The organism is Acetobacterium paludosum (genome assembly GCF_008086595.1).
Taxonomy (GTDB): Bacteria; Bacillota; Clostridia; order Eubacteriales; family Eubacteriaceae; genus Acetobacterium; species Acetobacterium paludosum.
The window spans coordinates 19537-43082 of record NZ_RXYA01000010.1; the positions used below are offsets into that span (position 1 = coordinate 19537).

Below are 23546 nucleotides of genomic sequence, written 5' to 3' on the forward strand. Positions count from 1 at the left end.
GAGAATAATTTGGAAATTAAATCAGTAGAAAAAGGTCAGGATTATGTTGGCTTTTTGTTTATAAAGTCACAGATGACAAAAACGGCTACAAATGGGAGCCGATATTTCAATATGGTTTTAAATGATGCAAATTTTGACGAAATTGATGCTAAAAAATGGGACGTAAAGCCAGAAGATGAAGCGATTTTCATCAATGGAAAGCTGGTGAAAATCAAGGGAAAAGTTCAGGAATTCAATAATCGGCTTCAGCTGATTGTGAATAAAATGCGTTTGGTGAATGAAAATGATGAGGTGTCCATTGATGATTACATCGAAACGGTTCCGGTTGATACGGATGAAATGATTGGTTATGTCAATGACGCCATCGATGATTTTACCAATAAGGATATCAAAGACATCACGCAAAGAATTTTCAACGATCACATAGCCTGCTTGTCTTATTTTCCGGCGGCAAAAAAACACCATCATGCCATCAAGGGCGGATTGCTGTATCATACTTATTCGATGCTGAGAATCGGCAAGAGTTTAGCAGGAATCTATACATTTATTAATAAGGATTTACTTTATGCCGGAATCATCCTCCATGATATTGGAAAAATAAATGAGATGGTATCCGATGAAAACGGATCTGTTTCAGACTATACTCCAGAGGGAAAACTGCTGGGACATATTACTCAGGAAATTGTAGATCTTGAAATTGTCGGCAAGGAATTGGGAACCGATCCAGAATGTCTAATGCTCTTAAAGCATATGATCCTCTCTCATCATTACCAGCCAGAATATGGAAGTCCTAAAAAGCCAATGTTTCCAGAGGCGGAACTGCTGCATCACATCGATATGATTGATGCCCGCATGTACACGATGGAACAGGCCCTTGGACGAGTAGAACCGGGAACTTTTACAGAGCCAAATTGGAGTCTTGATGGAATCAGTTTATACCATAGAAGCTTTGAATAGGAGACAGAATAATGAGCACCATTGCATCAGAACAAAGAAAAATTACTTGTTATGAATCGGATTATGCCGGAAAGATGTTGCCAACTACGGCAATGAATTATTTCCAGGAGGTATCAACAAACCAGGGCGATGATTTGAAAATCGGAAGTGAATTTTTAAAAGAAAATCATCTGGCGTGGTTTTTAGTAAAATATGTCATTCGGTTTAATAAGTATCCTCGTTATAAAGACGAAATCATCGCCACGACGCGGGCCATCGGTATGGATAAATACTGTGCTATTCGACGTTTTACCCTTGAAGATGAAAAGGGCGAGGCGATGGTGATCGCCGATACCCAATGGCTGTTGGTCAACCGTGAAACGGATAAAATGGAACGCATGGATGAGTATCCGCAATTTGATGTTTATGATTGTCATGAAAAAGGTGAGCCGGTATTTAAGAAGATTGCCAAAATAAAAAAGGTCGACTATGCAAAAACCTTCAACGTGCGTTTCTTGGACATTGATTTCAATAAACATGTTAACCATGTTAAATATCTTGCTTGGGCCATCGAAGTTTTACCGATGGAAGTGGCGGCAACAATGGATTTAACGGAAGCAAAGATTGCTTATAAAGCCCAATGCTTTTATGGCGATACGGTTGAAGCTTTATGCGAAAAACTAAACGAAAAACTGTATCGTATCGATATTGTTAACCAGGAGAATACATTGCTTTGTCAGCTGGAATTGAAACTGAATTAGAATAAAAAAGGACGATTGCAAAATTTCTTTTGCAATCGTCCTTTTTAGCTAACTTTAAAACAGTTTTTCTTTGATAATCCCTTTGCGGTAGGCAGAAATCAGCATTTCAAGATCTTCAACCTGAGACATCAGCGCTTTGCCATTATCGGTGTCTCGAACTCTTTTTCGCTCGGTTGATTTTTCAACAACCGATAAAGTCGAATTGATATCAACACCATCGGCGATCGCTTTTTCCACCGATTCAAAGGGATCATGACTGATCAGGATCAGACCGTATGAGTTGTAAACAAGGGTGTAGCCGGCTATTCCGGTTGTTTTCTGGTAAGCCCGGGCAAAACCACCGTCAATGACAAGCTGTTTGCCTTTTGCCCGAATGGGGCTTTCCCCTGAAATTGTTTTAACGGGAATATGTCCGTTAATCAGATGGCCTTCCTCGGGGTCAACGCCAAACTCGACGAGTATCTTTTTAGCCAGGATATCATCGTCATCAATTAAAATATAAAAGGGCGCATGGTGTTCTTTATGGGGCGTTTTATCATCAATAAAATATCGCTCGAAAGTTGCCATTTTGTCTTTTCCAAAAAGCGGCGAGTCTTCGTGACACCATAGAAACCAGAGAATGTCTGATTCAGTATGATCAGAGTTTGTATTGCCAAAATAAGCTTCTCTTGCCATTTGATCAAATTTATCCATCAGAAGTTTTCCTGAATAATCATTTCCGCAGAGTCGGATGGTTTTAAAACTGCCGTCATTATTAAGCAAAACACAGGCATGAAACAGCAAATTGTCATTAAAAACCTTATACATACTGCCTTTGGCATACATAAAGTGAATGTGCTTTTGAAGCCTTTCACTATGGAGAAAGGCGTAAACCAGGCGATCCACCACTTGGGCTTCCTCTTCGGTTAAGGTATAGGGATTGTTGGGATCCAGGGTGGGAAAATTGCTGTCATTTAAGGGATAAACGACACCTTCAACGGTAACGGTGCTGTTTTCAAAGTCGATGCACCTAAGCAGTTGGCGTTTTTCCATATGGTATTCGGGATGTTTATCAATGAGTGTTTCTTCCAATTTAAATTGAATGATGGCAATGGCTTTATGCATTTTTGCCATAAGCGCGATTTCCTGATCAGAAGTATGCTGCTCTTCAGTAATTTTTGGAATGAAATCAAGACAGGGATCATCTCGGTAAACCCGGTTTGAAAAAGAGGCAAGCGGAACGAGATTAATGCCATAGCCATCCTCGATGACGTCCATATTTGCATAGCGCAGCGCAATCCGGACGGTGTTAGCGATACAGGAGGGATTGCCGGCGGCAGCACCCATCCAGAGGATATCATGATTACCCCATTGAATATCAAGAGAATGGTGCTGCATCAATGTATCCATGACCACATCCGGACCAGGACCACGATCATAGACATCCCCGATGATATGAAGATGATCAATGGTTAATCGCTTGATAACGCCAGAAATTTCTACAATAAAATGTTGCGCCCGGTCCAATTTCACAAGGCTTGCAATGATTTCATTGTAATATTCCTTTTTGTTAAAACGGTGTTCATCTTCCTGAAGAAGTTCTTCCATAATATAGGCAAAATCTTTAGGAAGAGCTTTTCTAACCTTGGAACGCGTGTATTTTGAAGCCGCCGCACGACAGACGGTGACTAACCGATAAATGGTAAGCTTATACCAGTTATCCATGGATTCCTGATTGCGTTCACGCTTAATTAAATCAATTTTTTCTTCGGGATAATAAATAAGGGTTGATAATTCTTCGAGTTCTTCAAAAGCAATGGTATTTCCGAGTTCCTGATGAACCTTGCGTTTGATGGTACCGGAAGCATTTTGCATAACATGGTTAAAGGCTTCATGTTCTCCATGAATATCGGTTAAAAAATGTTCGGTACCTTTGGGCAAATTTAGGATTGCCTTAAGATTAACCACTTCTCCGACAGCCGTGGTAATATTGGGAAAGCTTTGGGATAAAAGTTCTAAATATTTTTGATTTTCTTGAAGCTGTATTTTGGTATAAGCATTCATAAAATGACCTCTAAACTTAAATTTAATATTAAAAACTGTAAATGTTTACGACCCAATTATACACTTGAAAAGATTAAAAAGCCATTAAAAAATAAGTCGCGTTAATAAAGACAAATATATTATTCCATGGTAAAATAAATTATAATAATAAGCTTGCAGTTTAGTGATTGAGACAAATTATAATTTTACATTTAAACAGTTGAAACAGGTGAAAAACGATGGAAACAAAAATTATTTCTGCAGTAGAAGCCATTGACGAAAAACGTGCAATGAAACTGGTTGCAAAAGAGCTTGAATTAGGAAAAGACAAAAAAGAAATTTCTAATCAATTGAATTATGCGTTGCAACGCGTGGCAGTTCGATACGAAGAGGGGGAGTACTATATTGCCGATCTTATTATGGCCGGTGAACTGGTATCAAATCTCCTTAAAATGATGGGAATGGATAATCCCCAATTGATCAATGGCCATAGTTTGGGTAAAATTGTGGTCGGGACTGTTTTTGACGATATTCACGATGTGGGTAAAAATATTTTTGTCAGTATGCTAAGAGCAGAGAGCATTGAAGTGGTGGATCTGGGGACAGATGTACCGACCGCAAAATTTATTGAAGTCATCAAAAAAGAACAACCGGCAATTCTTGGAATCAGCGGTATCTTGACTTCAGTGGTCGAAAATATAAAAGAAGTCATTGATGAGATCAATGCTCAGGGGCTGCGTAAGGATTTAAAAATTATTTTGGGCGGCGCTTTAGCAGGAACGGATTATGCAAAATATGTTGGAGCTGATGGTTATTCCAGTGACGCCATTGAAGGTGTCAATATATGCAAAAAATGGCTGGAACAATGCATAGGTGATCAGTGATGAAAAAAATTTTATATCTTGATATCGTTAATGATATTAAAGGAAAAATTGAAAAAGGAATGCTACGGCCTGGGGATCTGCTACCTTCAGAAAATGAAATGTCTGACCAATATGATGTCAGTCGGACAACGCTGCGAAAAAGCCTGGCATTATTAGTCAACGAGAAATATATTTATACGATTCCCGGAAAAGGAAATTATGTGTGCGAACCGTCATCAAATCAATATCAGTTTTATTTTGATGAAATTGACAGTTTAAAAGGAGAAATTGAAGAAGTAAAATTAGTCAGCGTTGGCGTTATTACCCCGGGAAGAAAACTCATGCGTGAGCTGAAAATAGGCTCTTTTGAAAAGGTTATAAAGATTCAAAAGGCGGTGCAGATAAAAGATGAGATCATTCAATATTCAACGATTTATCTGCCTTACCAAAAGGGGAACCCCATTGTCGAAGATGTTATTAATTTTGCAAATTTTCACGGCATCATGGAAAAGGGAAAACTTCAATTTCAGCTTAAAAAAATCTTGAACATTGATATTGTTCATCCGCCACTGGAAGTTCGAGAAAGTTTGAAAATCGATCATGATGAAAGTTGCTTCCTGGTGTCGCAAAATATCATTTCAATGGAAGATGGCATGCCAATCAGTTACAATGAGTTTTATATAAAAAGAAATTACTTCAGCCTCTCAGCGGAAACAACCTTCTAAAAAAGACTTTACTTTTTGAAAAGAATCATGTAAAATTAGCAAGCAGTAAAAGTGATCTCGTAGCTCAGCTGGCAGAGCACTACCTTGACATGGTAGGGGTCGTTGGTTCAAGTCCAATCGGGATCACCATTTTTAGTATATTAACGCCGATACGAGGCGTTTTTTTTATACACGTAAATAATTTTGAAGTAAATGCATTATTGCTTTGGGATTGGAGACTGGCATAGAAGGTGTCAGTGGGATTGGCAGTAGCATCCTGCAAGCGCTGGAGAATGGGAACGATACCGCATCCCCCCCCCTTTCTGCAAAAAACACTTGCATAAAACAGATTAAAAAATTTCCGAAAACAAATGGCATACTTCAAAAATACCAGCTGAAATAATGATTGTGATAGGAATTGTTGTTACCCAGGCAAATAACATTCTCTGTCCGGTACACCATTTTACTCCTTTAAAACGGGTGGCTGCACCAACACCCATGATGGAAGATGAAACAACATGAGTAGTACTGACAGGTAGACCAAGATGAGTCGCGGCCTGAATAATCAGTACCGATGATAAATCTGCAGCTACACCACTTACAGGTTTTAATTTCATTATTTGGGTGCCGACGGTTTTAATAATTCTCCATCCGCCAACAGAAGTACCTAAAGCCATGGAAAGAGCACAGCAAAACTGAACCCAGTGTGGAATGCTCATGTCACTTTTCAATCCGAAAGCGACTAATGCCATTGTAATAATACCCATTGATTTCTGGGCATCATTCATTCCATGTGAAAAAGCTTGAAGTGCAGCCGTGAATATTTGAATTTTACGAAATCCTTTATTGGCTTTTCCTGCCGGTAAACTATGAAAAAGTAATTTGAATATAGAAAACATTAAAAATCCAACAATTAAAGCAATCACTGGAGAACTAATTAATGATTCTATGATTTTTCCAAAGCCGCGCCACTGAATTGCATGAATTCCTGCATCTGCGAGCCCAGCACCCGCCATTGAGCCAATTAAAGCATGAGAAGAACTACTTGGAATGCCAAAATACCAGGTGATTAAATTCCATGTAATTGCAGAGATCAATGCGGCAACAATAACGAGCATGCCATTTTCGAGCGTATTGATATCGATGATATCTTTCGCGATTGTTTGAGCAACAGAGCTTGATACTACGGCTCCCAGAAAGTTCATAATGGCAGAAATAAAAATTGCCTTTTTTAAGGTTAAAGCTCTTGTCGAAACTGCTGTAGCGATGCAATTTGCCGTATCATGAAAGCCATTAATAAAGTCAAATCCAAAGGCTAAAACAATTATCAGGATCAATATTATCATTATGTGCCTCTTACAAGTTTTTCATGACAATAATGTCCAGAGTTTTTGCAGCATTCTCAGTAGCGTCAATGATGCCTTCTAACATTTCATAGGTATCTTTTAATATGATTATTTTTATTGGGTCAGTATAATTAGAAAAAAGATCATGAATTGCTTTTCGAACATTATTATCCGAATATTCTTCGTTTGATTTGACTTTTACCAAATGGTCTCTGATTACTTTCAATTTTTTGTCAACCAATGCATTTACTGCGAGGGATAATTCCTTAGTTGCAATTCCAATACATTTTTTGAATTCGGTGATGTATTTATCTTCCATAGTAAAATTGGACATTTCAAAGTAAGAAGCCATTTCCTCCATCTGATCTACGATGTCATCCAATTTTTCAGAAAGAACAATGATATCTTCCTGATCAATAGGTGTAATAAATGATGCGTACAAAGACACTAATATTTCATGTAAAACATCATCACATTTTGATTCATATCCTTTGATTCTTTCCGCAATTTTAATTGCTTCATCTCTGGTTGAAATTTCAGATTTACTAAAAACCTCACCGCATTCTTCCATTAATAATGTCATTTGTCTTAATAATTCCATTGTTTTATTTGTTCTTTTCAACTGCCGATTCTCCTTAGTACATTACTTTTATATTTTTTTTTTCTCTATTCAGGCATGATTTTCCGTTCGGATATTCTGAGTAGGCTTATTTACTGTTTCCTATGAGTCGCTTAATGATTAAGAAACTCTAACTTGTCCGATGTTATAAAAATTTTGCCAGCTATTCATTATACATTTACATTTAAAAGTTTACCACCTAGAATTACGTTAGAAGTTAAAAAATATTTGAGAATAGACTTTAATAAAGAGAATCAATATAATGTTCACAAATAGTTGGATACAAATTCCAGAAAATAAGATAATCTAAACAGATCGAAATATGAATTCCCGAATGGGGCTTTTAGAGTAAACCGATATCGTGGACAGCAGAATAGTGAAACGGATTCGGGCTGATTTACAGGTTCGCCCTGTTTTGTTGTATCATTCTATTGTAATACGATGCGAAACGATGACCGTTCAGAAGAAACCCAAAATTTTATTGACTCCGGAAAGTGGTGGGGTATTGACGCAGATTCATGAGTAGAAAGGCAGCCAAGGCTTACTTGTTGAGGCAAACCTTGACTGCGTTAAAGAGGTTTTAAATGGCCAAAATAATCTGTAAAAACACGGCTTTTAATTTGGTAGGGGTCGTTGGTTCAAATCCAATCGGGATCACCATTTATTAGATAAAAAAGCCATTTGCAGTATTGTACCCTCATGTCATGAAAGTGATATGAGGGTATTTACTTGAATTTCAATTGGATATATTCCTGTTTTTAAATAAGTTGCATAATGATTAGGAGCTAACTTGGCTAAATTCCATTGATAACGATCATTGTTGTAATAATCCATAATGTTTGACTCCATTTTCATTCTATGTTTTATGATAAACTATGAAACTTGGAATAAGCTTTTTTGATTTCAAAAAACTAAAAATGGCCAAGATGTTTTCCCGACCTTTGTGTTCAGTCTGAGACCCTGTAAAACAGAGTCAGTTAAATTCTAAGAGTTACCTCATTTTTTAACTGTCTATCTTACAGGGTCCATTTTAGTGTTAGTCTGCTTTTTTAATACAAAACGTAACCTGTCTAAAATATGGCTATTGCCAACGGTATCATTCTATGAATAGTCTTTTTTAATTCGGAGATCATTGTCAGTTTAAACGTATGAACTGCCAGTATCCAATTTGATTATCATTGGTAATCATTAGTGTGAAATAATCATAAGGCACTTAAATATATGTTCTAGAAGTGAATATCTCACTATCGAAATCAGAACTGATAATTTATGAGTTTAGCTTAAAAGACAGCAGCTTTGAGATAGTCACAGCAGTATTATGGAAGTAATACACCCTTCAAAATGATAAAATCTAAATATCGTAAAAAATGAATATTTGCTAACAAAAGAGCAAATCGTTCAAAATTTAAAAATGGAGGTTTTTAAATGGGTAAACTTGATGGAAAAGTCTGTATTATTACAGGTTGTGCAAGTGGTTTAGGAAAACAGGAGGCGATCTTGTTTGCAGAGGAGGGTGCTGCCAAGCTGGCGATCTGCGATATAAATTTCGAAAAGCTTGAAGAAACTAAAAAGATATGCGAAGAAATTGGTGCTCAGGTTCTTGCAGTTAACTGTGATCTTTCCAAACTAGAAGATTTAGAAAATTTTGTTAAAAAGACAGTGGAGGTCTTTGGTCCTCATATTGATGTTCTTGTGAATAACGCACACAATACAACCAAATTACTTCCCATGTTGGTAAAAACTGACGAAGATTTTTACACAGAGTTCGAATGTGGACCATTGGCTATGTTCCGTCTTATGAAACTCTACTACCCTTACATGAAAGGTCATAGTGGATTTGGAGCATCCATAATTAATTTTGCTTCAAAAGCTGGTATTGAGGGTACCGTTGGACATTCTGTTTACGCTTCCGTTAAGGAAGGTATCCGTGGTTTATCTCGTGTTGCCGCTAGAGAATTAGGCGCTGATAACATCCGTGTAAATAATGTTATGCCTGGAGGCTTTACTGATAACTGTAAGGAAGGACTAAAGCATCAGAGTGAGGAAATTCAGACTTGGGCTGAGCATGCATTCAGCGACAATCCTTTTGGTCGCAAGGGTGACCCTCACGACGATGTGGCACCTATAGTTGTCTTCATGGCTTCTGATGATAGCCACTGGATGACTGGTCAAACTCTTTCCGCTGATGGAGGTGTGTGTATCACTGCTTGAGGAGAAGAAATATGAATTTGAAAAAAAATAGATAATTTTTGAGACGAGACGGAAGAGTTATATTTTTGGGAAATTTACGATAATTTCAGAAGAACAAAGCAGTAATTTAACAATATTAGCCATCATTTGGTAGTTTCAGCATCTTTCAGATTGCTATAATTAGCTCAAGCCAAAAAAATCATAATTGGCATAAATATATTTTGAAAGGAGAAAATAATATGTATCCCAAAAGCGGAAACCCAGAAGTAACTATGTTTGAAGAATCGATGCTCTATCCGGAGGAGGGAACAACAGACCACGGTTTTATGGACTGGGGTTGGATGTGCCACGTTAAAGATGAAGAAGGAACCGATTATTACATGGATTTCGGTCTTGCTAAAATGAAGATGAATGCTACATGGGGTGCAATGCCGTTTGGAACGGAGGATATGGATAGCTGGAACTTGAGTTGTCGTACAAGTAAGGGGGACGTGTCCACTCCAAAAGGTCAGATTTTCAAAGTTGCTAACTTTGAAGGAGTTACTGATGCGGTTTGGCGTCCATTTCCTGGTGGAAGCATGCAGTTTGAGAAAGATGAAAAAAATAATACTTTCAAAATTGTACTAGATAAATTTACTTGCGAAATTGATGTGAATAAGAAGACTTGGCATGCTACAGTCTATGATGAACAACTTGATGTTGGGGTTGACTTTACCCACTACGGTGAAGGACATCCTTTCTGGTACAGTAAGGATGAAGTTCGTACTTTGGTTGATCACCTTAAGGTAATTGGTTACAACTGGCCGGGTAGAGTTGAAGGCGTACTTACAATTAAAGGTGTAAAGCACAATGTGACTGGTTTTGGGGCCCGCGAGCGAGCAGTTCTACCAGATCAGAGTAACGTTGAGGCTGGAGGATGGCTTGATTTGATTATGTATCATTTTGATGAGATGCATGGCGTTATACAGGAATATAAGATGAGTAAGGATAAAACTGCATCTTTGTATATCAGAGAGAGTGACGAGTATTTTGCGACAAAAGATGCGCGAGTTGCTGTAGATGAAATGGTAAACTTTAATATTGTTCATGAAGATTGGGCGTACCTGAAGGCTATTGGTTGCTTTGTACCAACCACATTCTATTGCACGCTAGAAACTCCTGCAGGAAAACTTGATTTTATGGCGAAAGCTTGTGGAAGCAAATGCGTAGCATTGCAAGCAGGAGTTGAAGTAGACGTACCCAACTTGACACTTGATGCAGATATCGTTGAAGGAACATTTACTTACAAGGATGGTAGAGTTATTGAACTTCACAACGGTCACTTTATCAATAATCTTGTCTTATGGAGGACATTTCCATCATATTTCCCTAATTTCATAGGAGCAAACGATTTCGTTGAAGTAAATGCAATGAAAGAATAAATATTCGCTGATTCATGGATCCGTGAATTGTAAATTAATTTCATTGAATTGATTAATATTATATGGAGGTATATGAAATATGAAATACACTAATTCGGAAGCGAAACGAATGATCCCTAACAATATCTCTGATGTTGGATTAAAAGATGATGACTGTGGGCTTCGTTTGTAATGAAAATTTTAAGAATAGATCATTTACACATGAAGGGTAATAATTTTGACAAAACTGCTCAGGCAATGGAAAAGCTGATAGGACAAGACTTTTATATGAGAATGGATTTTACCGAAAAGGATGGAGCAGAAGTTGCTTATCAACCTTATCCTATTGGTTTGGAATTGTTCAATCCGACAGATATTAGCAAAAATTCTGGACGAATCGCAGCCGAATCACAACCGGGAGTTATTGCCATTTCGTATAAGGTGCCAAACATTAAAGAGGCACAGGGCGAAATGGAATCGCTAGGTTACAAACTTATTGAATATTTCGATTACGGTGAGATACAAGAAGCATTATACGATACAAAAGATGATTTCGGTTTAATGATTGAGTTGATCGAATATCCAGGAGATAGTATCACGGATGTGTCAAACAATATAGAAGATCTATAAGAACCTGATTAATTGCGCAAAGGAGTTTTTACAATATAGGTTTATGTAATTCAAACAATATTATATGTAAACCTTTGCGTTTGATTGAGATACATCACAATCAACAGTGTAGAAGCAAGTTCTGACAGAAAGAAAAAAATAGATTAGAGGAGAAATTACTTATGACAATTGAAAAAGAAAAACTTATTCCCCAAAACATTTCCGATACCGGCAATATTGATGAAGACAGTGGTCTTCGCTTATTTAGAGGTATGATGACTCCATGGGATCAGATCAAGTCCTTTAAGGAGACCTACGAATTTTTAATTCGTCATGTCTCACTGTTTGGCATTGGCTGGCTTAACTCCATGAAGATCATTGAGCCCGATCGCGAAAAACGTGTGACAACCATGTGTGATGAATGGGCCAAAGAGTTAAAATTTATGTGGAGTGATGATGATCCCATGGGCGTAAAGGCGCAATTCAGAGATGTCTTTGATATTCCACCTTTTGTAGAGAAAGGGATGTATCTTCCTTCCGTGTATTGTGACAAGGGAGACGAGATGATGACACTGGCAGGCTACATCTCCGATGCAACAAATAGCCGATTAGAAAAAGAAATTCATCGTTGCGATTTAGATATTATGGGTCCTGACGCTTGTGATATTTCAGTCGGAGGCGGTCAATATTTTTGTCAGGGTCTTTCCCGAGTCCCCATGAACAATTATCTTACCGAACGTAAAGGTTGCGGTGACCCATATTGCCAGGTTGTCCATGAAACCATAGAAAAGTATGGCGAGCATGTCAATGCTGACGGTTACGGATGGGAGCAGTGGGGACCTCCAGCATCTGGAAAGAGACCATCTACTGAAGGTATGCCTAAGAAGACAGAATGCGAGTTCTTGACCACAAATGATTATACCTCGCCATTTGGCGCTAGATTTACAGCTGGTGATTTGTACAAGGACTGTACCATGTGGCCTATGGGATATTCAAGTCATTCTGTTACAGCCTTGCGCGTACTGGTGAGCGAAGAGGATATGCCAAAAGCCCAGCATATTATTAATACCGTGTTTGAGACGGCAGGCAAGGTCCAATTCGGCGAATGGAATACAAGAAAAGCCACACGCGATTGGTTGGGCGTACCTGAGTCTGTTAGTGACGGCCGTGTTATGGGTGGATATATCAGCATGATTTTCCAGGCTAGAAATCTCGAATGGAAATTCGCCGAGTTTTCAGAAGAACGTACAATCATCGAATGTGAAAGAACAAAGCTGTTAATGATGGGGCAGTTCCCTGAGTTCATTAAGGCCTATGAGGAGTACTTCAATGGCATGGTCAAAACCTTGGTTGATACCCAGTGGGTAGTTAAAGTAGACGAGACGGCTCCCGAAGACATCGTACGTTTCGTCATCAAAAAGGCTTTATATGGTTCTAGAAGACAAAAGCCAGATTACGATTTTGATGATGAAGTGTCTAAATCAAAAATGTTAAGTAGAGATGATAGCGTTAAAAAACAGCATTTAGCCGTAAGAAACTCGGTGGGTTGGTACGATTTTACACATAAACTCCTTGAGGTTACTGGAGCAGATGCAACTGAATTTTTAGATAAGATCTTTGTTAATAATATTGCCAAAGCCAAGGTAGGTGGTGCAAAATATACATTAATGTTAAATGAAGATGGCATTATTATTGATGATGTCATTGTATTCCACATGGAAGAGGACAAATACTGGGTTTCCACACTTTATATAAATGAACTTATCAGTTGGTTTGATGCCCATAGAGGTGAAAGCAAAATAGCTTATAAAAACATCACTCCCGATTGGAAAATGTATTCTGTACAGGGCCCGAAATCTAAAGATTTAGTGAACGCTCTGGTGACAGAAAAAATTGATGATCAGAAATTCTTTACTATTAGAGACAACAAAATTGATAATATCCCGGTAAAGGTCGCCAGAAGCGGATATACTGGTGAAAAAGTGGGATATGAAATCTATGTTGCACCTGAAAATACAGGGGTATTAGAAGCAAAAATCACTGAGAATGGCAAAGCATTCGATGCTATGCAGATTACCGAAGTAGATGTTATGGTTCTAACACTTGCAGCAGAAAAAGGATTCATCCTCATGCTCGATATTGCCGATACTAATCCTTTTGAAGTAGGTTTTGAAGGAACTATAAACTGGGAAAAAGACTTTATTGGTAAAAAAGCTTTGGAAATGATAAAAAATGAAAAACCAAAACGTCAATTACTAGGATTTATTGTAGATGATATTGATGCTAGAATCTACGGTGGACCACATGGTGCGACTGTTATGGCTAACGGTGAAGTAGCCGGAAAAGTGACAAAATTTGCCCACGGTTTTACAATTGGAAAGAACATTGGTTATGCTTTAGTAGAAACAGCAAAAGCAAAAATCGGAGATACAGTTACAATCAACGGCTATGAAGCAGTTTTGAAAGATAAGAAACTATCATAACAAAACTTTGAAAATTTTTCAATTAATGGCTATGAAGTGGTTCTGAAAGATAGGCAAATTGTTAAGTAATATATTAAGCTTATAATTGTACTTGCCATCAAGCAATGATGGCAAGTACATATATCAAGGAGGAAATATGGGAATATTAGATGGAAAAGTCGCAATTGTCACAGGTTCGGGTCAAGGAGTAGGATTTGAAATTGCTAAGGCCCTGGCAAAAGAAGGTGCAAAGATAATAACCAACAACCGAAAACCAGGGTCAAATCTGCTAAGTATGGAAGGTTCTACTCTTGAAATAACGGAGGATGAGCGTCAAAAACTCCAAAGTTGTACTGGTGATGCGAAAACAGCCGCTGATTATATCAATAACAATGGTGGGACAGCTGTTCCGTTCTTTGGCGACGTTAAAGATAATGACGTCGCTAAAGCATGTGTTAAATCAGCCATCGATAACTTTGGCAGGATTGATATCCTAATAAACAACGCCGCGTCAACTTGGAATGGTAGTATTGAAATAATGACAGAAAAAGAATGGCATATCCTGATTGATTCAAAATTGAATGGCTCATTTAATATGGTACAGCATGCACTTCCGTATATGCTTGAACAAAAATACGGTCGTATCATTAATGCCTCATCAGATGGATGGCTTGGATTAACAGGATTGAGTGCCTACGGCGCAGCTTGTGCCGGGATCTGGTCCTTCACGAGAGCCATCGCTCAGGATCTTGCAGGAACAGGCGTTACCGCCAATGCCTATACACCAAACGCAAAAACTCGTAGTTGGGTCAGCACAGTAGCTAAATGTAGATCTCAAGGTATTCCAGAGGAGGCCTTAGTAAAAGCCGCACCTGAGTCAATGAAGTATACAGCCGATGTATTTGCAGCTTTCTTTGCTTACCTTGCTTCAGATTTGGCCACAAATATTAATGGGTATATGTTTAAGACAGCAGCTGATGGGCAGCTGGGTGTATGGTCAGAACCTGAGGTTATTGATGACATATGGACCGATGAAATCGGCAAGCCTTGGACAATGGAAGAATTGATTGCTAAGGTTCCAAATATGATTTCTGATGAAGAACCTCGGATGTCAACAATTGATTTGAAATGATCTGTTGGCGGAATTTTCCACTTTCAATGAGTTCAGAACTTGACTATAAATTTCAGTAAAGATGTTTAGGGTGTCAAAAGTAAAATTATCTGTATTTGCGTACGAAATATTGATGGGAAATTCTATTTTAATCAATATTTTGTGTGCTTAATGATATTATTAAAATTTTGACACCTTAATCTCAAATAGTATATAATAAAGGGGAGATTTATTATGAACGAATTACCTTTAGGTAAGAAAATCATCACCAGTTTTATCATTACACTTATTTCAATTTTAGTATTTATTGGTATTGGAATGGGTTTTGCTAAAATTGGTATTCCAATATGGCCGTTTGTATTATTTCTGTTATATTTTTCTACAATCGATGCCTTTGATAAGAGTAAACTATGGCAAACAGCCATTGGGGGCTTAATTGGAATCACAGTGGCAATGTCCCAAGGCATAGTTACTGAATTGACTTTAAATCCTGGGGCTGGAGTAGCGGTGTTTGCAATTTTGGCTATTGCAGTTGTTACTATGTTTATTATGGGTAATGTTCCTTATGTGAACATTTTCACAATGATACTTGTAGCTTTAATGACTGCAATCACTTTTACACCAGGCAACTTAGCTGGTTTTCCTGGTGTTGAAATGAATTACATAGAAGCATATATACGAGTACTTTCTAGTTATGCATTAGGAGTTGTATTGTTTGTAATTATCACCAATATTATGGCTAAGAAGGCGATGAATGCACAGCCTACTGTAGAGAAAATTGCTGAATAGCTTGAAATGCTTTCAGATGGAATTATTATTTAGGTGGAATTTATATTAAGAATTCTACCAAAAAGGATATACTAAAACACAAGGTGTCACAAAAAAACAAAACAGAACTTAACCAGAACTGGTTTGCAGTACTGGTTAAGTTCTGTTTATAGTTTACATTCGGCAGGTATGGATTTGCTGGATAACAAACTGTTTATAGGGAGATCTGTATAATGGGTGATTTGATTGATAAATATGCCAACGAAAAGGGTTGGGCGCAGGAACAGTATGTTCTGGCATGTGTCTCCAGAGGGTACCGAAAAGGGATCGAGGATCTGCTGAGCAATTCAGAGTTCATAGCACAGACGAAAGAACTATTCAAAGATGACCTTTTTTTAATAATAAATAGCTACATGTTCGTTTGGCCGCAAGTTTCACGTATTGCCGTATATGCAGGTGTGTCCGAGAGTGCTGCTTCTGAAATATATCTCAAATATACCATGAAAATGAGGTATGTCAAATCGATCCAAAAAATAATGGATATAAACTTATGCTTATGTCTTGAATATGCGGATGCAGTCGCAAAAGCGAAAGAGGAAGCGCATTATTCGACGCTCGTTTGTAATTGCCGTGCATATATCCGTGAGCATATCAATGATCAGATTGAAATAGGGCACATCGCTGATGCGTTAAAATACAGCCAAAGTTATCTCTCGCATATATATAAGAAGGAAACGGGAGAAACAATCTATCAACGCGTAAAGATCGAGAAAATTGCTGTAGCAAAACTTCTTCTCCAATATCCTTTGCTTTCATTAAGCGACATCCAGAGCAAACTCGGATATTATTCCCAGAGTCATTTTGGCCATTTTTTTAAAAATGAAACCGGTATGTCACCGAGGGAATATCGCACTAAATGTGGTAGAAAACTATTTGCTTCATATCAAACTGCGGATAAAGCCATACTATGCACCGAAACTATTGTTGGGCCTGAAGCAACAATGAAAATAACCGATATGGAAAACTTCTTGGATTGGAGCAGCCGTTATGCCGAAGGAAAAGAAAGCGAGCGGATTGATTACTTACTAAGCTGCGTAAGGCGAGGTAAATCGAGCGAGATTGAGAAAGAGTTTGCCGACTTGACATTGGCCCACGAAATGGAGCAGATACTTCACGACAACATTGAGCTTACTAGAGAGATTTTTCAGTATATCTGGCCACAAGTTGCGCTGGCTGCGATTGAGGGGGGCTTAAGGAAAAAACAAGCTATGGTTATTTACAATAGCTTCAAAAGAAAATCAGATCAGTCCTCGACATTCGGAGAAATTCTGTGGCTTAACAAGAGGTTGTTTTTAGAGTTTGCCGAAGCAGTGGCACATTAATAAATCATTAATCATTAATCAATAACGACCAACAGCCTCGTCTCAATTTTTGAGACGAGGCTGTATTATTTTTATAAAGAAAATTACAATAATTTTAGCAGAATATAGCAGCTATTTAACAATATTAACCACCATTTGGTAGTTTCAACATCATTAAGCATGCTAAACTGAAATTATAACTATATCACAATCAGGTAAGAAGTTATATTTTTATACAAGAAAGAACCTGATTTTATGCGGGGATGGCGTTCGCAAACGCCTAATGTAGATTTACAGTGTTTACAGAAAGTAAGGAGGTTAAATCGTGTATAAAATTAAAGCAAAAAGGTTGCTGGCTCCCAGCATCTATCTGATGGATGTGGAAGCGCCGAGAGTTGCAAAGTCCGCAAATCCGGGACAATTTGTGATTGTTAAAATGGATGAAAAGGGTGAAAGAATCCCGCTGACCATCTGCGATTATGACAAAACAGCTGGGACGGTAACAATCGTGTTTCAGACGGTGGGCTGTTCAACCAATAAAATGTCATTGCTGAAAGAGGGGGATTATTTCAGTGACTTTGTCGGGCCGCTGGGCCAGCCTTCCGAATTTATCGAGGAAGACATTGAAGCATTAAAACAGAAAAAAATCATGTTTGTAGCCGGGGGCGTTGGCGCGGCACCAGTCTATCCACAGGTTAAATGGCTGTATGAGCATGGGATTGCGGCAGATGCCATTGTCGGCTGCAAGTCAGAAGACTATCTGTTGTTAGAAAAAGAAATGAAACTGGTTACGGGAAATCTTTATATTGCTACCGATGATGGTTCCTATGGATATAAGGGCCTTGTAACGGATTTATTAAAAGATCTGATTGAAAAGGAAGGCAAAAAATACGACGTCGTTGTGGCTATCGGACCCATGATTATGATGAAGTTTATCACTCAGTTGACTAAACAATACGGAATCAAAACCATTGTCAGCATGAACCCGGTCATGGTTGATGGGACCGGTATGTGCGGCGGTTGCCGACTGACCGTCGGGGAAGAGACCCGCTTTGCCTGTGTCGACGGGCCGGAATTTGACGGACATCTGGTTGACTTCGATGAAGCGATGCGACGGTCAACACAATACAAAAGTCAAGAAGGAAGAGCAGAAATAGAAAGACAGGAAAAAGTAACAGGGCATGTATGTAATCTGGGACTGGGGGAGAATAACGAATGGAACTAAAGAAAAGAGTCTCGGACAGGGAACAGGATCCGGAAATAAGACGGACAAATTTCGATGAAGTCTGTCTGGGCTATTCAGAAGAAGATGCAGTTGCAGAAGCAAAGCGCTGTCTGCACTGCAAGAAACCGCTGTGTGTGACTCAGTGCCCAGTATCAATCAACATTCCTGTATTTATTAACCATATTAAGAAGCGTAAGTTTGAAAAAGCGGCCCGAGTGATTGCCGAATCAAGCTCACTCCCCGCCGTGTGCGGAAGGGTTTGTCCCCAGGAAAGTCAGTGTGAGGAACGCTGCGTTCTCGGTAAAAAAGGCGATGCGGTGGCGATCGGGAAGCTGGAACGGTTTGTTGCCGACTGGTCGAGAGAGAATAATATTGACTTAAGTCAGACGCTACCAAAGAATGGCCGAAAAGTGGCGGTCATCGGAGCCGGACCTTCGGGATTATCCTGCGCCGGTGACCTGGCCAAACTTGGTTATGAGGTCACCATTTTTGAAGCCCTTCATAAAGCGGGAGGAGTGCTTGTCTACGGAATACCGGAGTTCAGACTCCCCAAGGATACCGTTGTGCAGCATGAAGTGGATAATGTCAAGGCACTGGGGGTTAAAATCGAAACGAATGTCATTATCGGACGAACGGTTACCCTGGATGAACTGATACATCAGGAAGGTTTTGAAGCCGTATTTATCGGCTCGGGAGCTGGACTGCCAATGTTTATGAACATCCCGGGAGAAAACAGCAATGGTGTTTTCTCGGCCAATGAATTCCTGACCCGAAATAATTTGATGAAGGCCTTTAAGGAAGGTTATGATACCCCCATCAGAGCTGGGAAAAAAGTTGCCGTTGTCGGTGGCGGAAATGTTGCCATGGATGCCGCCCGAACAGCATTGAGACTCGGTGCAGAAGTTCACATTGTTTACCGACGATCCCAGGCGGAGCTGCCGGCCCGAGCTGAAGAAGTTCATCATGCGATTGAAGAAGGCATTATTTTTGATCTGTTATGTAATCCGGTTGAAATTCTTGCCGATGAAAAAGGCTGGGTTAAGGGGATCCGCTGTATTCGAATGGAGCTGGGCGAACCGGATGCTTCCGGGAGACGGCGACCCGTCGAAATACCGGGCAGTGAATTCGAAATTGAAGTGGATACCGTCATCATGTCATTGGGAACCACCCCGAATCCACTGATTTCTTCAACAACCAGAGGCCTCGAAGCAAACAGAAAAGGCTGTCTGATTGCAGCAGAGGAAACTGGAAAGACGACCCTCGAAGGTGTGTTTGCCGGAGGCGATGCAGTAACTGGTGCGGCGACCGTCATCCTGGCCATGGGAGCTGGAAAGAAAGCCGCGGTGGCAATTGATGCCTACCTGAAAAACAGATAAACACGGTTTGTTGTTAATTTATCCACAAAACCACAAGTAACTCGCAAAGCGTGGTTCTTGTGGTTTTGTATTTGGACACTTGAATTTAAATTTTTATCATGGAGAAATTAAGATGAATGTAAAATTGAATGTACCAGAAATTATGAAAAAAAGAATGTGCTTTTCTTTCGAAATATTTCCGCCAAAAGTGAAGCAACCGTTGATTCCTTTGCTTGATACATTGGAACATCTTTATCAATTCAAACCGGATTTTATCAGCTGTACCTATGGGGCAGGTGGGTCAAATGCGGGAAGAAACATCGAAGTCTGCAAAACGATCTTTGATAGTGGTAAATCAGTCCCAGTCCCTCATCTTACGTGTATAGGCAGTACAAAAGGAGCCTTATCAGATAAACTTAAGGGTTACCAAGCGATGGGAATTGACCATATATTAGCCTTGAGAGGGGATTGGCCGAAAGGATGGGAAGAAACAAGAGGGGATTTTAACCATGCCAACGAATTAGTGAAATTTATCAAAGTCAATTTTCCGAATTTTACTGTTGCTGTTGCAGGAAACCCAGAGAAGCATTTTCAGGCTGAATCTATTGAGTCCGATATCGCATATCTTCGGCTAAAACAGGATGAAGGTGCGGACTACATTATGACCCAGCTCTGTCATGATGTAGAATATTTTGAAAGATGGGTGGAAAAAATTCGAAAGGCGGGGATCTATTTACCAATTGATGTAGGTGTTATCCCGGTTATTAGCAAAGATCCGATAATACGGATGACTGTTGGGAATGGTTGCTCAATCCCAAGAGATCTTGCAGAAATAATTGGTCGATATGGAGATGATACAGAAGACTTCAAACGGGCTGGTCAAGAGTACACCGTCAAACAAATTCATAAATTTGTTAATGCTGGTGTTGATGGACTTCACATTTATTCACTTAATAAATGGCAAGATATCAAGAATATATTATTAAAAGCAGGAATTAGAACATTAGACAAATGAACATAAATGATAAAAAAGCTAATATAATAATTGAACGGATAATACAATGTGATTAAATGAAAACAAAAGTATTTTAAAATGAATGGGTTAAGGCTGCGAAGTTTCATAATGAATAATTGTAATAGTAAAACAATAGATGAATTTTTCTGTTGCTTTGAATACGTGATATGTAAGTTATGTGGCCCTGCTTTGTGCCAAGTAGAATAGGTTAAAGTAAGAGGAGGTAGTATTATTTATGAAATCTGATAAAAGTTCTAGATCAGGCACGAAGATATTAATTTATTTTGCCGGAATATTATTGATCTTAGGTATGATAGTATTCATTAATTATCAATGTAAAAGTAGTGGTTTTGATTTTCAAAAATATATTGGAATAATAGTGGTTAGCATAATATTTCTAAGCAGCTTTGCAGTGATTATTTGCAGATCTTATTTTAAATCAATAAAAGATCAAGAGTATAAAGCAATAAAAATTCTTATTGATCGTATGGCTTATGGAGAAGTGGAGTTAGATATACCGGCTCAAGGAAAAAATAGAGAGTTTAGTAAAGTGCTGATGGCATTTAAAAATCTGGATGAAAGCAGAAAAAAACAGGCTCAGGTAGTTCAACGATTAGCAGTAGGTGACTTCAAGGTGGAGATCGAACCTTTCTCAGATCATGACATGCTTTCTGATTCCATAATTAAATTAAAAAGTCAAGTTAATTGTATTTATGAAGAAATGACTAAAATTCGAACAGCCTTTTTTATCGGGAATCTTGATGTTAGAGGTGAAAGTGAAAATCTGGATGGTGCTTTTTCTGAAGCGATAATCGCTTTAAATGCAATTATAGAAGCAGTTGTGATACCATTTAAAATCAATGCAAATTACTTTGGAATGATAGCAAAGGGAGAAATTCCGGAAAAAAGTTTTTATCAAACTTCCGGATACTACGTAACGATGCAAAGTGATCTCAATGCTTGTGTCGATGGTTTGAATGCCTTAGCGGAGGGAAATAAAGTACTCACATTAATGACTCACAATGATTTTACACAAAAAGTAGAATGTCAGTCCTTTGGAATTTTTAATAATACAGCTAAATCAATTAATGCCCTTTATTTAGCTTTGAATTTTGTTGTCGACACAATCAATCAGATTGCAATGGGTGATATGCAGAATTTAGTTTATCTTCAAAAAGCAGGTAAACAGAGTGAAAATGATCACCTGGGACCAAGTATGGTTAAACTGATTGAAAATATATCAAATTTAGTTGCCGAAACAGAAAAATTGACAATTTCAGCAGTTCAGGGTGATCTTGACAATCGTGGCGATTCTTATCGCTTCCAGGGAGAGTATGCAAAGGTAATTGAAGGGTTCAACAGTACCCTTGATGCGATTACTGCACCCATAAAAGAGGCATCTGTTGTGTTAAATCAATTGTCAAATGGAAATTTAAATGTTCTCATGAAAGGTCTTTATGCGGGTGAGAACGGTAGAATGAAAAATGATATAAACACTCTGGTAAAATTTTTAAAATGTTACGTGAATGAAATTACCGAAGTTTTGGTAGAAATGAGTAATGGAAATTTAGATGTTGAAATTACTGCAAATTATATCGGTGACTTTCAGACAATTAAGAGTTCAATCAATCTTATTGCAAAATCCTTTAATGACATGTTGGCTGAAATTGATGTAGCAGCAGGTCAAGTAGAAATTGGAGCGAGGCTTATATCAGAAGGTGGCCAAGCTTTATCAATGGGTACGACAGAGCAGAGTGACTCGATACAGGATCTCTCATCATATATGGCAGAAATTGCCTCTAAAACAAAACGAAACGCTGTAAATGCCAGTGAAGCCAGTAACTGGGCTATTGATGTACAGAATAACGCTGAAGAAAGTAATCATCAAATGTCTGCGATGATCAATGCCATGGCGGACATTAATGGCGCATCAAATAATATCTCGAAAATAATAAAAGTAATTGACGAAATTGCCTTCCAGACAAATATTCTAGCCTTAAATGCAGCAGTCGAAGCCGCTCGAGCTGGTCAACATGGGAAAGGCTTTGCAGTGGTTGCAGAAGAAGTGCGCACTTTGGCGGCTAGAAGTGCCGAAGCGGCCAGAGAAACAACTGGTCTAATTGAAGGATCAATCGAAAAGGTATCTGTTGGAACCATGATTGCAGACAAAACAGCCGCGAGTTTAACAGAAATTTCAGAACAAATCGAAAAAGTTACAGAATCAGTGGAAAAAATGGCCAAATCATCCAATGACCAGGCCTTGGATATAGACAAGATCGTTAATGTAATTGAACAAATATCCAAGGTTGTTCAAAACTACTCGGTTAATGCAGAAGAAAGTGCGGCTTCAAGTGAAGAGTTATTCAGTCAGGCAGAAATGTTAAAAGAGATGGTTGGAACTTTTGAATTAAAGAAGTAAGTTTGTTTACTTATATAAAGGACAGAAACTAAATGTTGAATTTAAAGGAAATCGTTCAAAATATGGGACATCTGGAAAATGAGAAACTAATTTTTATTGCTACAAAAGCATTGAAATTCTCGAAAAAGATGCAGAGATAACGGCTAATAAAAATTTGGGTTAAAAGTTGAATCAGGAATAGTTGTTAATCCAATTTCCGGGAAATGAAAAATTTTGAATACACGATCAAAGAATTAAACAGTAGCATAGAATTCAATGATTAATCCTCTTCTCACGCCTCCGGCTAACGCCCGGGGCTTTGTTCGTATTTAGCATTACTGCCCAACTTTTAATTGAAAAAGAGGAAAGAATATTTTTGGGTTGTTGAAAAAGAGATTGTG

Annotated in this window: 18 protein-coding genes and 1 tRNA gene; 16 read left to right on the plus strand and 3 right to left on the minus strand. The window is 38.5% G+C overall.

The features are described 5' to 3' along the window. Positions 1-9 precede the first annotated feature (9 nt). Positions 10-957, plus strand: coding sequence for a 3'-5' exoribonuclease YhaM family protein (locus tag FZC41_RS10915; RefSeq protein WP_148567448.1), 948 nt, complete (start codon positions 10-12; stop codon positions 955-957). A gap of 11 nt (positions 958-968) precedes the next feature. Continuing rightward, on the plus strand, positions 969-1697 hold the full coding sequence (locus tag FZC41_RS10920) for an acyl-[acyl-carrier-protein] thioesterase (protein ID WP_148567449.1): 729 nt from the start codon (positions 969-971) through the stop codon (positions 1695-1697). Positions 1698-1751: 54 nt separating this feature from the next. Here the strand turns inward: FZC41_RS10920 and FZC41_RS10925 are convergent, their stop codons facing one another. Further along, a complete protein-coding gene (locus FZC41_RS10925) occupies positions 1752-3740 on the minus strand; it encodes a fructose-1,6-bisphosphatase (protein ID WP_148567450.1) in 1989 nt (662 codons plus the stop codon). Between the two features lie 218 nt (positions 3741-3958). On the opposite strand from FZC41_RS10925, the gene FZC41_RS10930 reads away from it, so the two are divergent. The 3 genes from FZC41_RS10930 to FZC41_RS10940 all read left to right on the plus strand — a co-directional run bounded on the left by FZC41_RS10930 (position 3959) and on the right by FZC41_RS10940 (position 5436). Beyond that, the gene (locus tag FZC41_RS10930; RefSeq protein WP_148567451.1) at positions 3959-4603 is read left to right on the plus strand and encodes a cobalamin B12-binding domain-containing protein; all 645 of its coding nucleotides are present in this window, start codon (positions 3959-3961) and stop codon (positions 4601-4603) included. Then, complete coding sequence (locus tag FZC41_RS10935; RefSeq protein ID WP_148567452.1) at positions 4603-5307, plus strand: GntR family transcriptional regulator; 705 nt, start codon at positions 4603-4605, stop codon at positions 5305-5307. The genes FZC41_RS10930 and FZC41_RS10935 overlap by 1 nt, the downstream gene beginning before the upstream one ends. Before the next feature lie 53 nt (positions 5308-5360). Then, positions 5361-5436 (plus strand) — tRNA-Val (locus tag FZC41_RS10940). A 200-nt stretch (positions 5437-5636) separates the two neighbouring features. On the opposite strand, the gene FZC41_RS10945 is transcribed toward FZC41_RS10940, so the two are convergent. Together FZC41_RS10945 and FZC41_RS10950 are read right to left on the minus strand one after the other, a co-directional pair. After that, the gene (locus tag FZC41_RS10945) at positions 5637-6632 is read right to left on the minus strand and encodes an inorganic phosphate transporter (RefSeq protein ID WP_148567453.1); all 996 of its coding nucleotides are present in this window, start codon (positions 6630-6632) and stop codon (positions 5637-5639) included. 10 nt (positions 6633-6642) lie between these two features. Beyond that, positions 6643-7254 (minus strand): DUF47 domain-containing protein, encoded by a 612-nt coding sequence (locus FZC41_RS10950; protein ID WP_148567454.1) that lies wholly within the window; start codon positions 7252-7254, stop codon positions 6643-6645. Between the two features lie 1422 nt (positions 7255-8676). Here FZC41_RS10950 and FZC41_RS10955 point away from each other — a divergent pair. The 11 genes from FZC41_RS10955 (at position 8677) to FZC41_RS17320 (ending at position 23166) form a co-directional block, all read left to right on the plus strand. Further along, positions 8677-9462, plus strand: coding sequence for an SDR family NAD(P)-dependent oxidoreductase (locus FZC41_RS10955; RefSeq protein WP_148567455.1), 786 nt, complete (start codon positions 8677-8679; stop codon positions 9460-9462). A 218-nt stretch (positions 9463-9680) separates the two neighbouring features. Continuing rightward, positions 9681-10862, plus strand: a complete 1182-nt coding sequence (locus FZC41_RS10960) for a hypothetical protein (RefSeq protein ID WP_148567456.1) — start codon at positions 9681-9683, stop codon at positions 10860-10862. Positions 10863-11033: 171 nt separating this feature from the next. Then, the gene (locus tag FZC41_RS10965) at positions 11034-11471 is read left to right on the plus strand and encodes a VOC family protein (protein WP_148567457.1); all 438 of its coding nucleotides are present in this window, start codon (positions 11034-11036) and stop codon (positions 11469-11471) included. 161 nt (positions 11472-11632) lie between these two features. Further along, complete coding sequence (locus FZC41_RS17655) at positions 11633-13933, plus strand: aminomethyl transferase family protein (RefSeq protein ID WP_243136705.1); 2301 nt, start codon at positions 11633-11635, stop codon at positions 13931-13933. A 136-nt stretch (positions 13934-14069) separates the two neighbouring features. Continuing rightward, the gene (locus FZC41_RS10975; protein ID WP_148567458.1) at positions 14070-15044 is read left to right on the plus strand and encodes an SDR family NAD(P)-dependent oxidoreductase; all 975 of its coding nucleotides are present in this window, start codon (positions 14070-14072) and stop codon (positions 15042-15044) included. Positions 15045-15257: 213 nt separating this feature from the next. Then, positions 15258-15812, plus strand: a complete 555-nt coding sequence (locus FZC41_RS10980) for a hypothetical protein (protein WP_148567459.1) — start codon at positions 15258-15260, stop codon at positions 15810-15812. Positions 15813-16024: 212 nt separating this feature from the next. Continuing rightward, entirely contained in the window at positions 16025-17173 is a 1149-nt protein-coding gene (locus tag FZC41_RS10985; RefSeq protein ID WP_148567460.1) for a helix-turn-helix domain-containing protein, read from the plus strand. A 304-nt stretch (positions 17174-17477) separates the two neighbouring features. Continuing rightward, positions 17478-18377, plus strand: a complete 900-nt coding sequence (locus FZC41_RS10990; protein ID WP_148567461.1) for a sulfide/dihydroorotate dehydrogenase-like FAD/NAD-binding protein — start codon at positions 17478-17480, stop codon at positions 18375-18377. Further along, entirely contained in the window at positions 18368-19753 is a 1386-nt protein-coding gene (gltA, locus tag FZC41_RS10995; protein ID WP_148567462.1) for an NADPH-dependent glutamate synthase, read from the plus strand. Before FZC41_RS10990 ends, gltA begins: the two co-directional genes overlap by 10 nt. A gap of 112 nt (positions 19754-19865) precedes the next feature. After that, positions 19866-20747, plus strand: coding sequence for a methylenetetrahydrofolate reductase (locus FZC41_RS11000; protein WP_243136706.1), 882 nt, complete (start codon positions 19866-19868; stop codon positions 20745-20747). Positions 20748-20982: 235 nt separating this feature from the next. After that, the gene (locus tag FZC41_RS17320; protein ID WP_170253960.1) at positions 20983-23166 is read left to right on the plus strand and encodes a methyl-accepting chemotaxis protein; all 2184 of its coding nucleotides are present in this window, start codon (positions 20983-20985) and stop codon (positions 23164-23166) included. Positions 23167-23546: the final 380 nt, after the last annotated feature.

What these genes read in the sequence shown, in the direction of transcription:
- FZC41_RS10920 (WP_148567449.1), top strand. Translation starts at nt 969, where the DNA reads ATGAGCACCATTGCATCAGAACAAAGAAAAATTACTTGTTATGAATCG.
- FZC41_RS10925 (WP_148567450.1), bottom strand. Translation starts at nt 3,740, where the DNA reads ATGAATGCTTATACCAAAATACAGCTTCAAGAAAATCAAAAATATTTA.
- FZC41_RS10930 (WP_148567451.1), top strand. Translation starts at nt 3,959, where the DNA reads ATGGAAACAAAAATTATTTCTGCAGTAGAAGCCATTGACGAAAAACGT.
- FZC41_RS10935 (WP_148567452.1), top strand. Translation starts at nt 4,603, where the DNA reads ATGAAAAAAATTTTATATCTTGATATCGTTAATGATATTAAAGGAAAA.
- FZC41_RS10945 (WP_148567453.1), bottom strand. Translation starts at nt 6,632, where the DNA reads ATGATAATATTGATCCTGATAATTGTTTTAGCCTTTGGATTTGACTTT.
- FZC41_RS10955 (WP_148567455.1), top strand. Translation starts at nt 8,677, where the DNA reads ATGGGTAAACTTGATGGAAAAGTCTGTATTATTACAGGTTGTGCAAGT.
- FZC41_RS10960 (WP_148567456.1), top strand. Translation starts at nt 9,681, where the DNA reads ATGTATCCCAAAAGCGGAAACCCAGAAGTAACTATGTTTGAAGAATCG.
- FZC41_RS10965 (WP_148567457.1), top strand. Translation starts at nt 11,034, where the DNA reads ATGAAAATTTTAAGAATAGATCATTTACACATGAAGGGTAATAATTTT.
- FZC41_RS17655 (WP_243136705.1), top strand. Translation starts at nt 11,633, where the DNA reads ATGACAATTGAAAAAGAAAAACTTATTCCCCAAAACATTTCCGATACC.
- FZC41_RS10975 (WP_148567458.1), top strand. Translation starts at nt 14,070, where the DNA reads ATGGGAATATTAGATGGAAAAGTCGCAATTGTCACAGGTTCGGGTCAA.
- FZC41_RS10980 (WP_148567459.1), top strand. Translation starts at nt 15,258, where the DNA reads ATGAACGAATTACCTTTAGGTAAGAAAATCATCACCAGTTTTATCATT.
- FZC41_RS10985 (WP_148567460.1), top strand. Translation starts at nt 16,025, where the DNA reads ATGGGTGATTTGATTGATAAATATGCCAACGAAAAGGGTTGGGCGCAG.
- gltA (WP_148567462.1), top strand. Translation starts at nt 18,368, where the DNA reads ATGGAACTAAAGAAAAGAGTCTCGGACAGGGAACAGGATCCGGAAATA.
- FZC41_RS11000 (WP_243136706.1), top strand. Translation starts at nt 19,866, where the DNA reads ATGAATGTAAAATTGAATGTACCAGAAATTATGAAAAAAAGAATGTGC.
- FZC41_RS17320 (WP_170253960.1), top strand. Translation starts at nt 20,983, where the DNA reads ATGAAATCTGATAAAAGTTCTAGATCAGGCACGAAGATATTAATTTAT.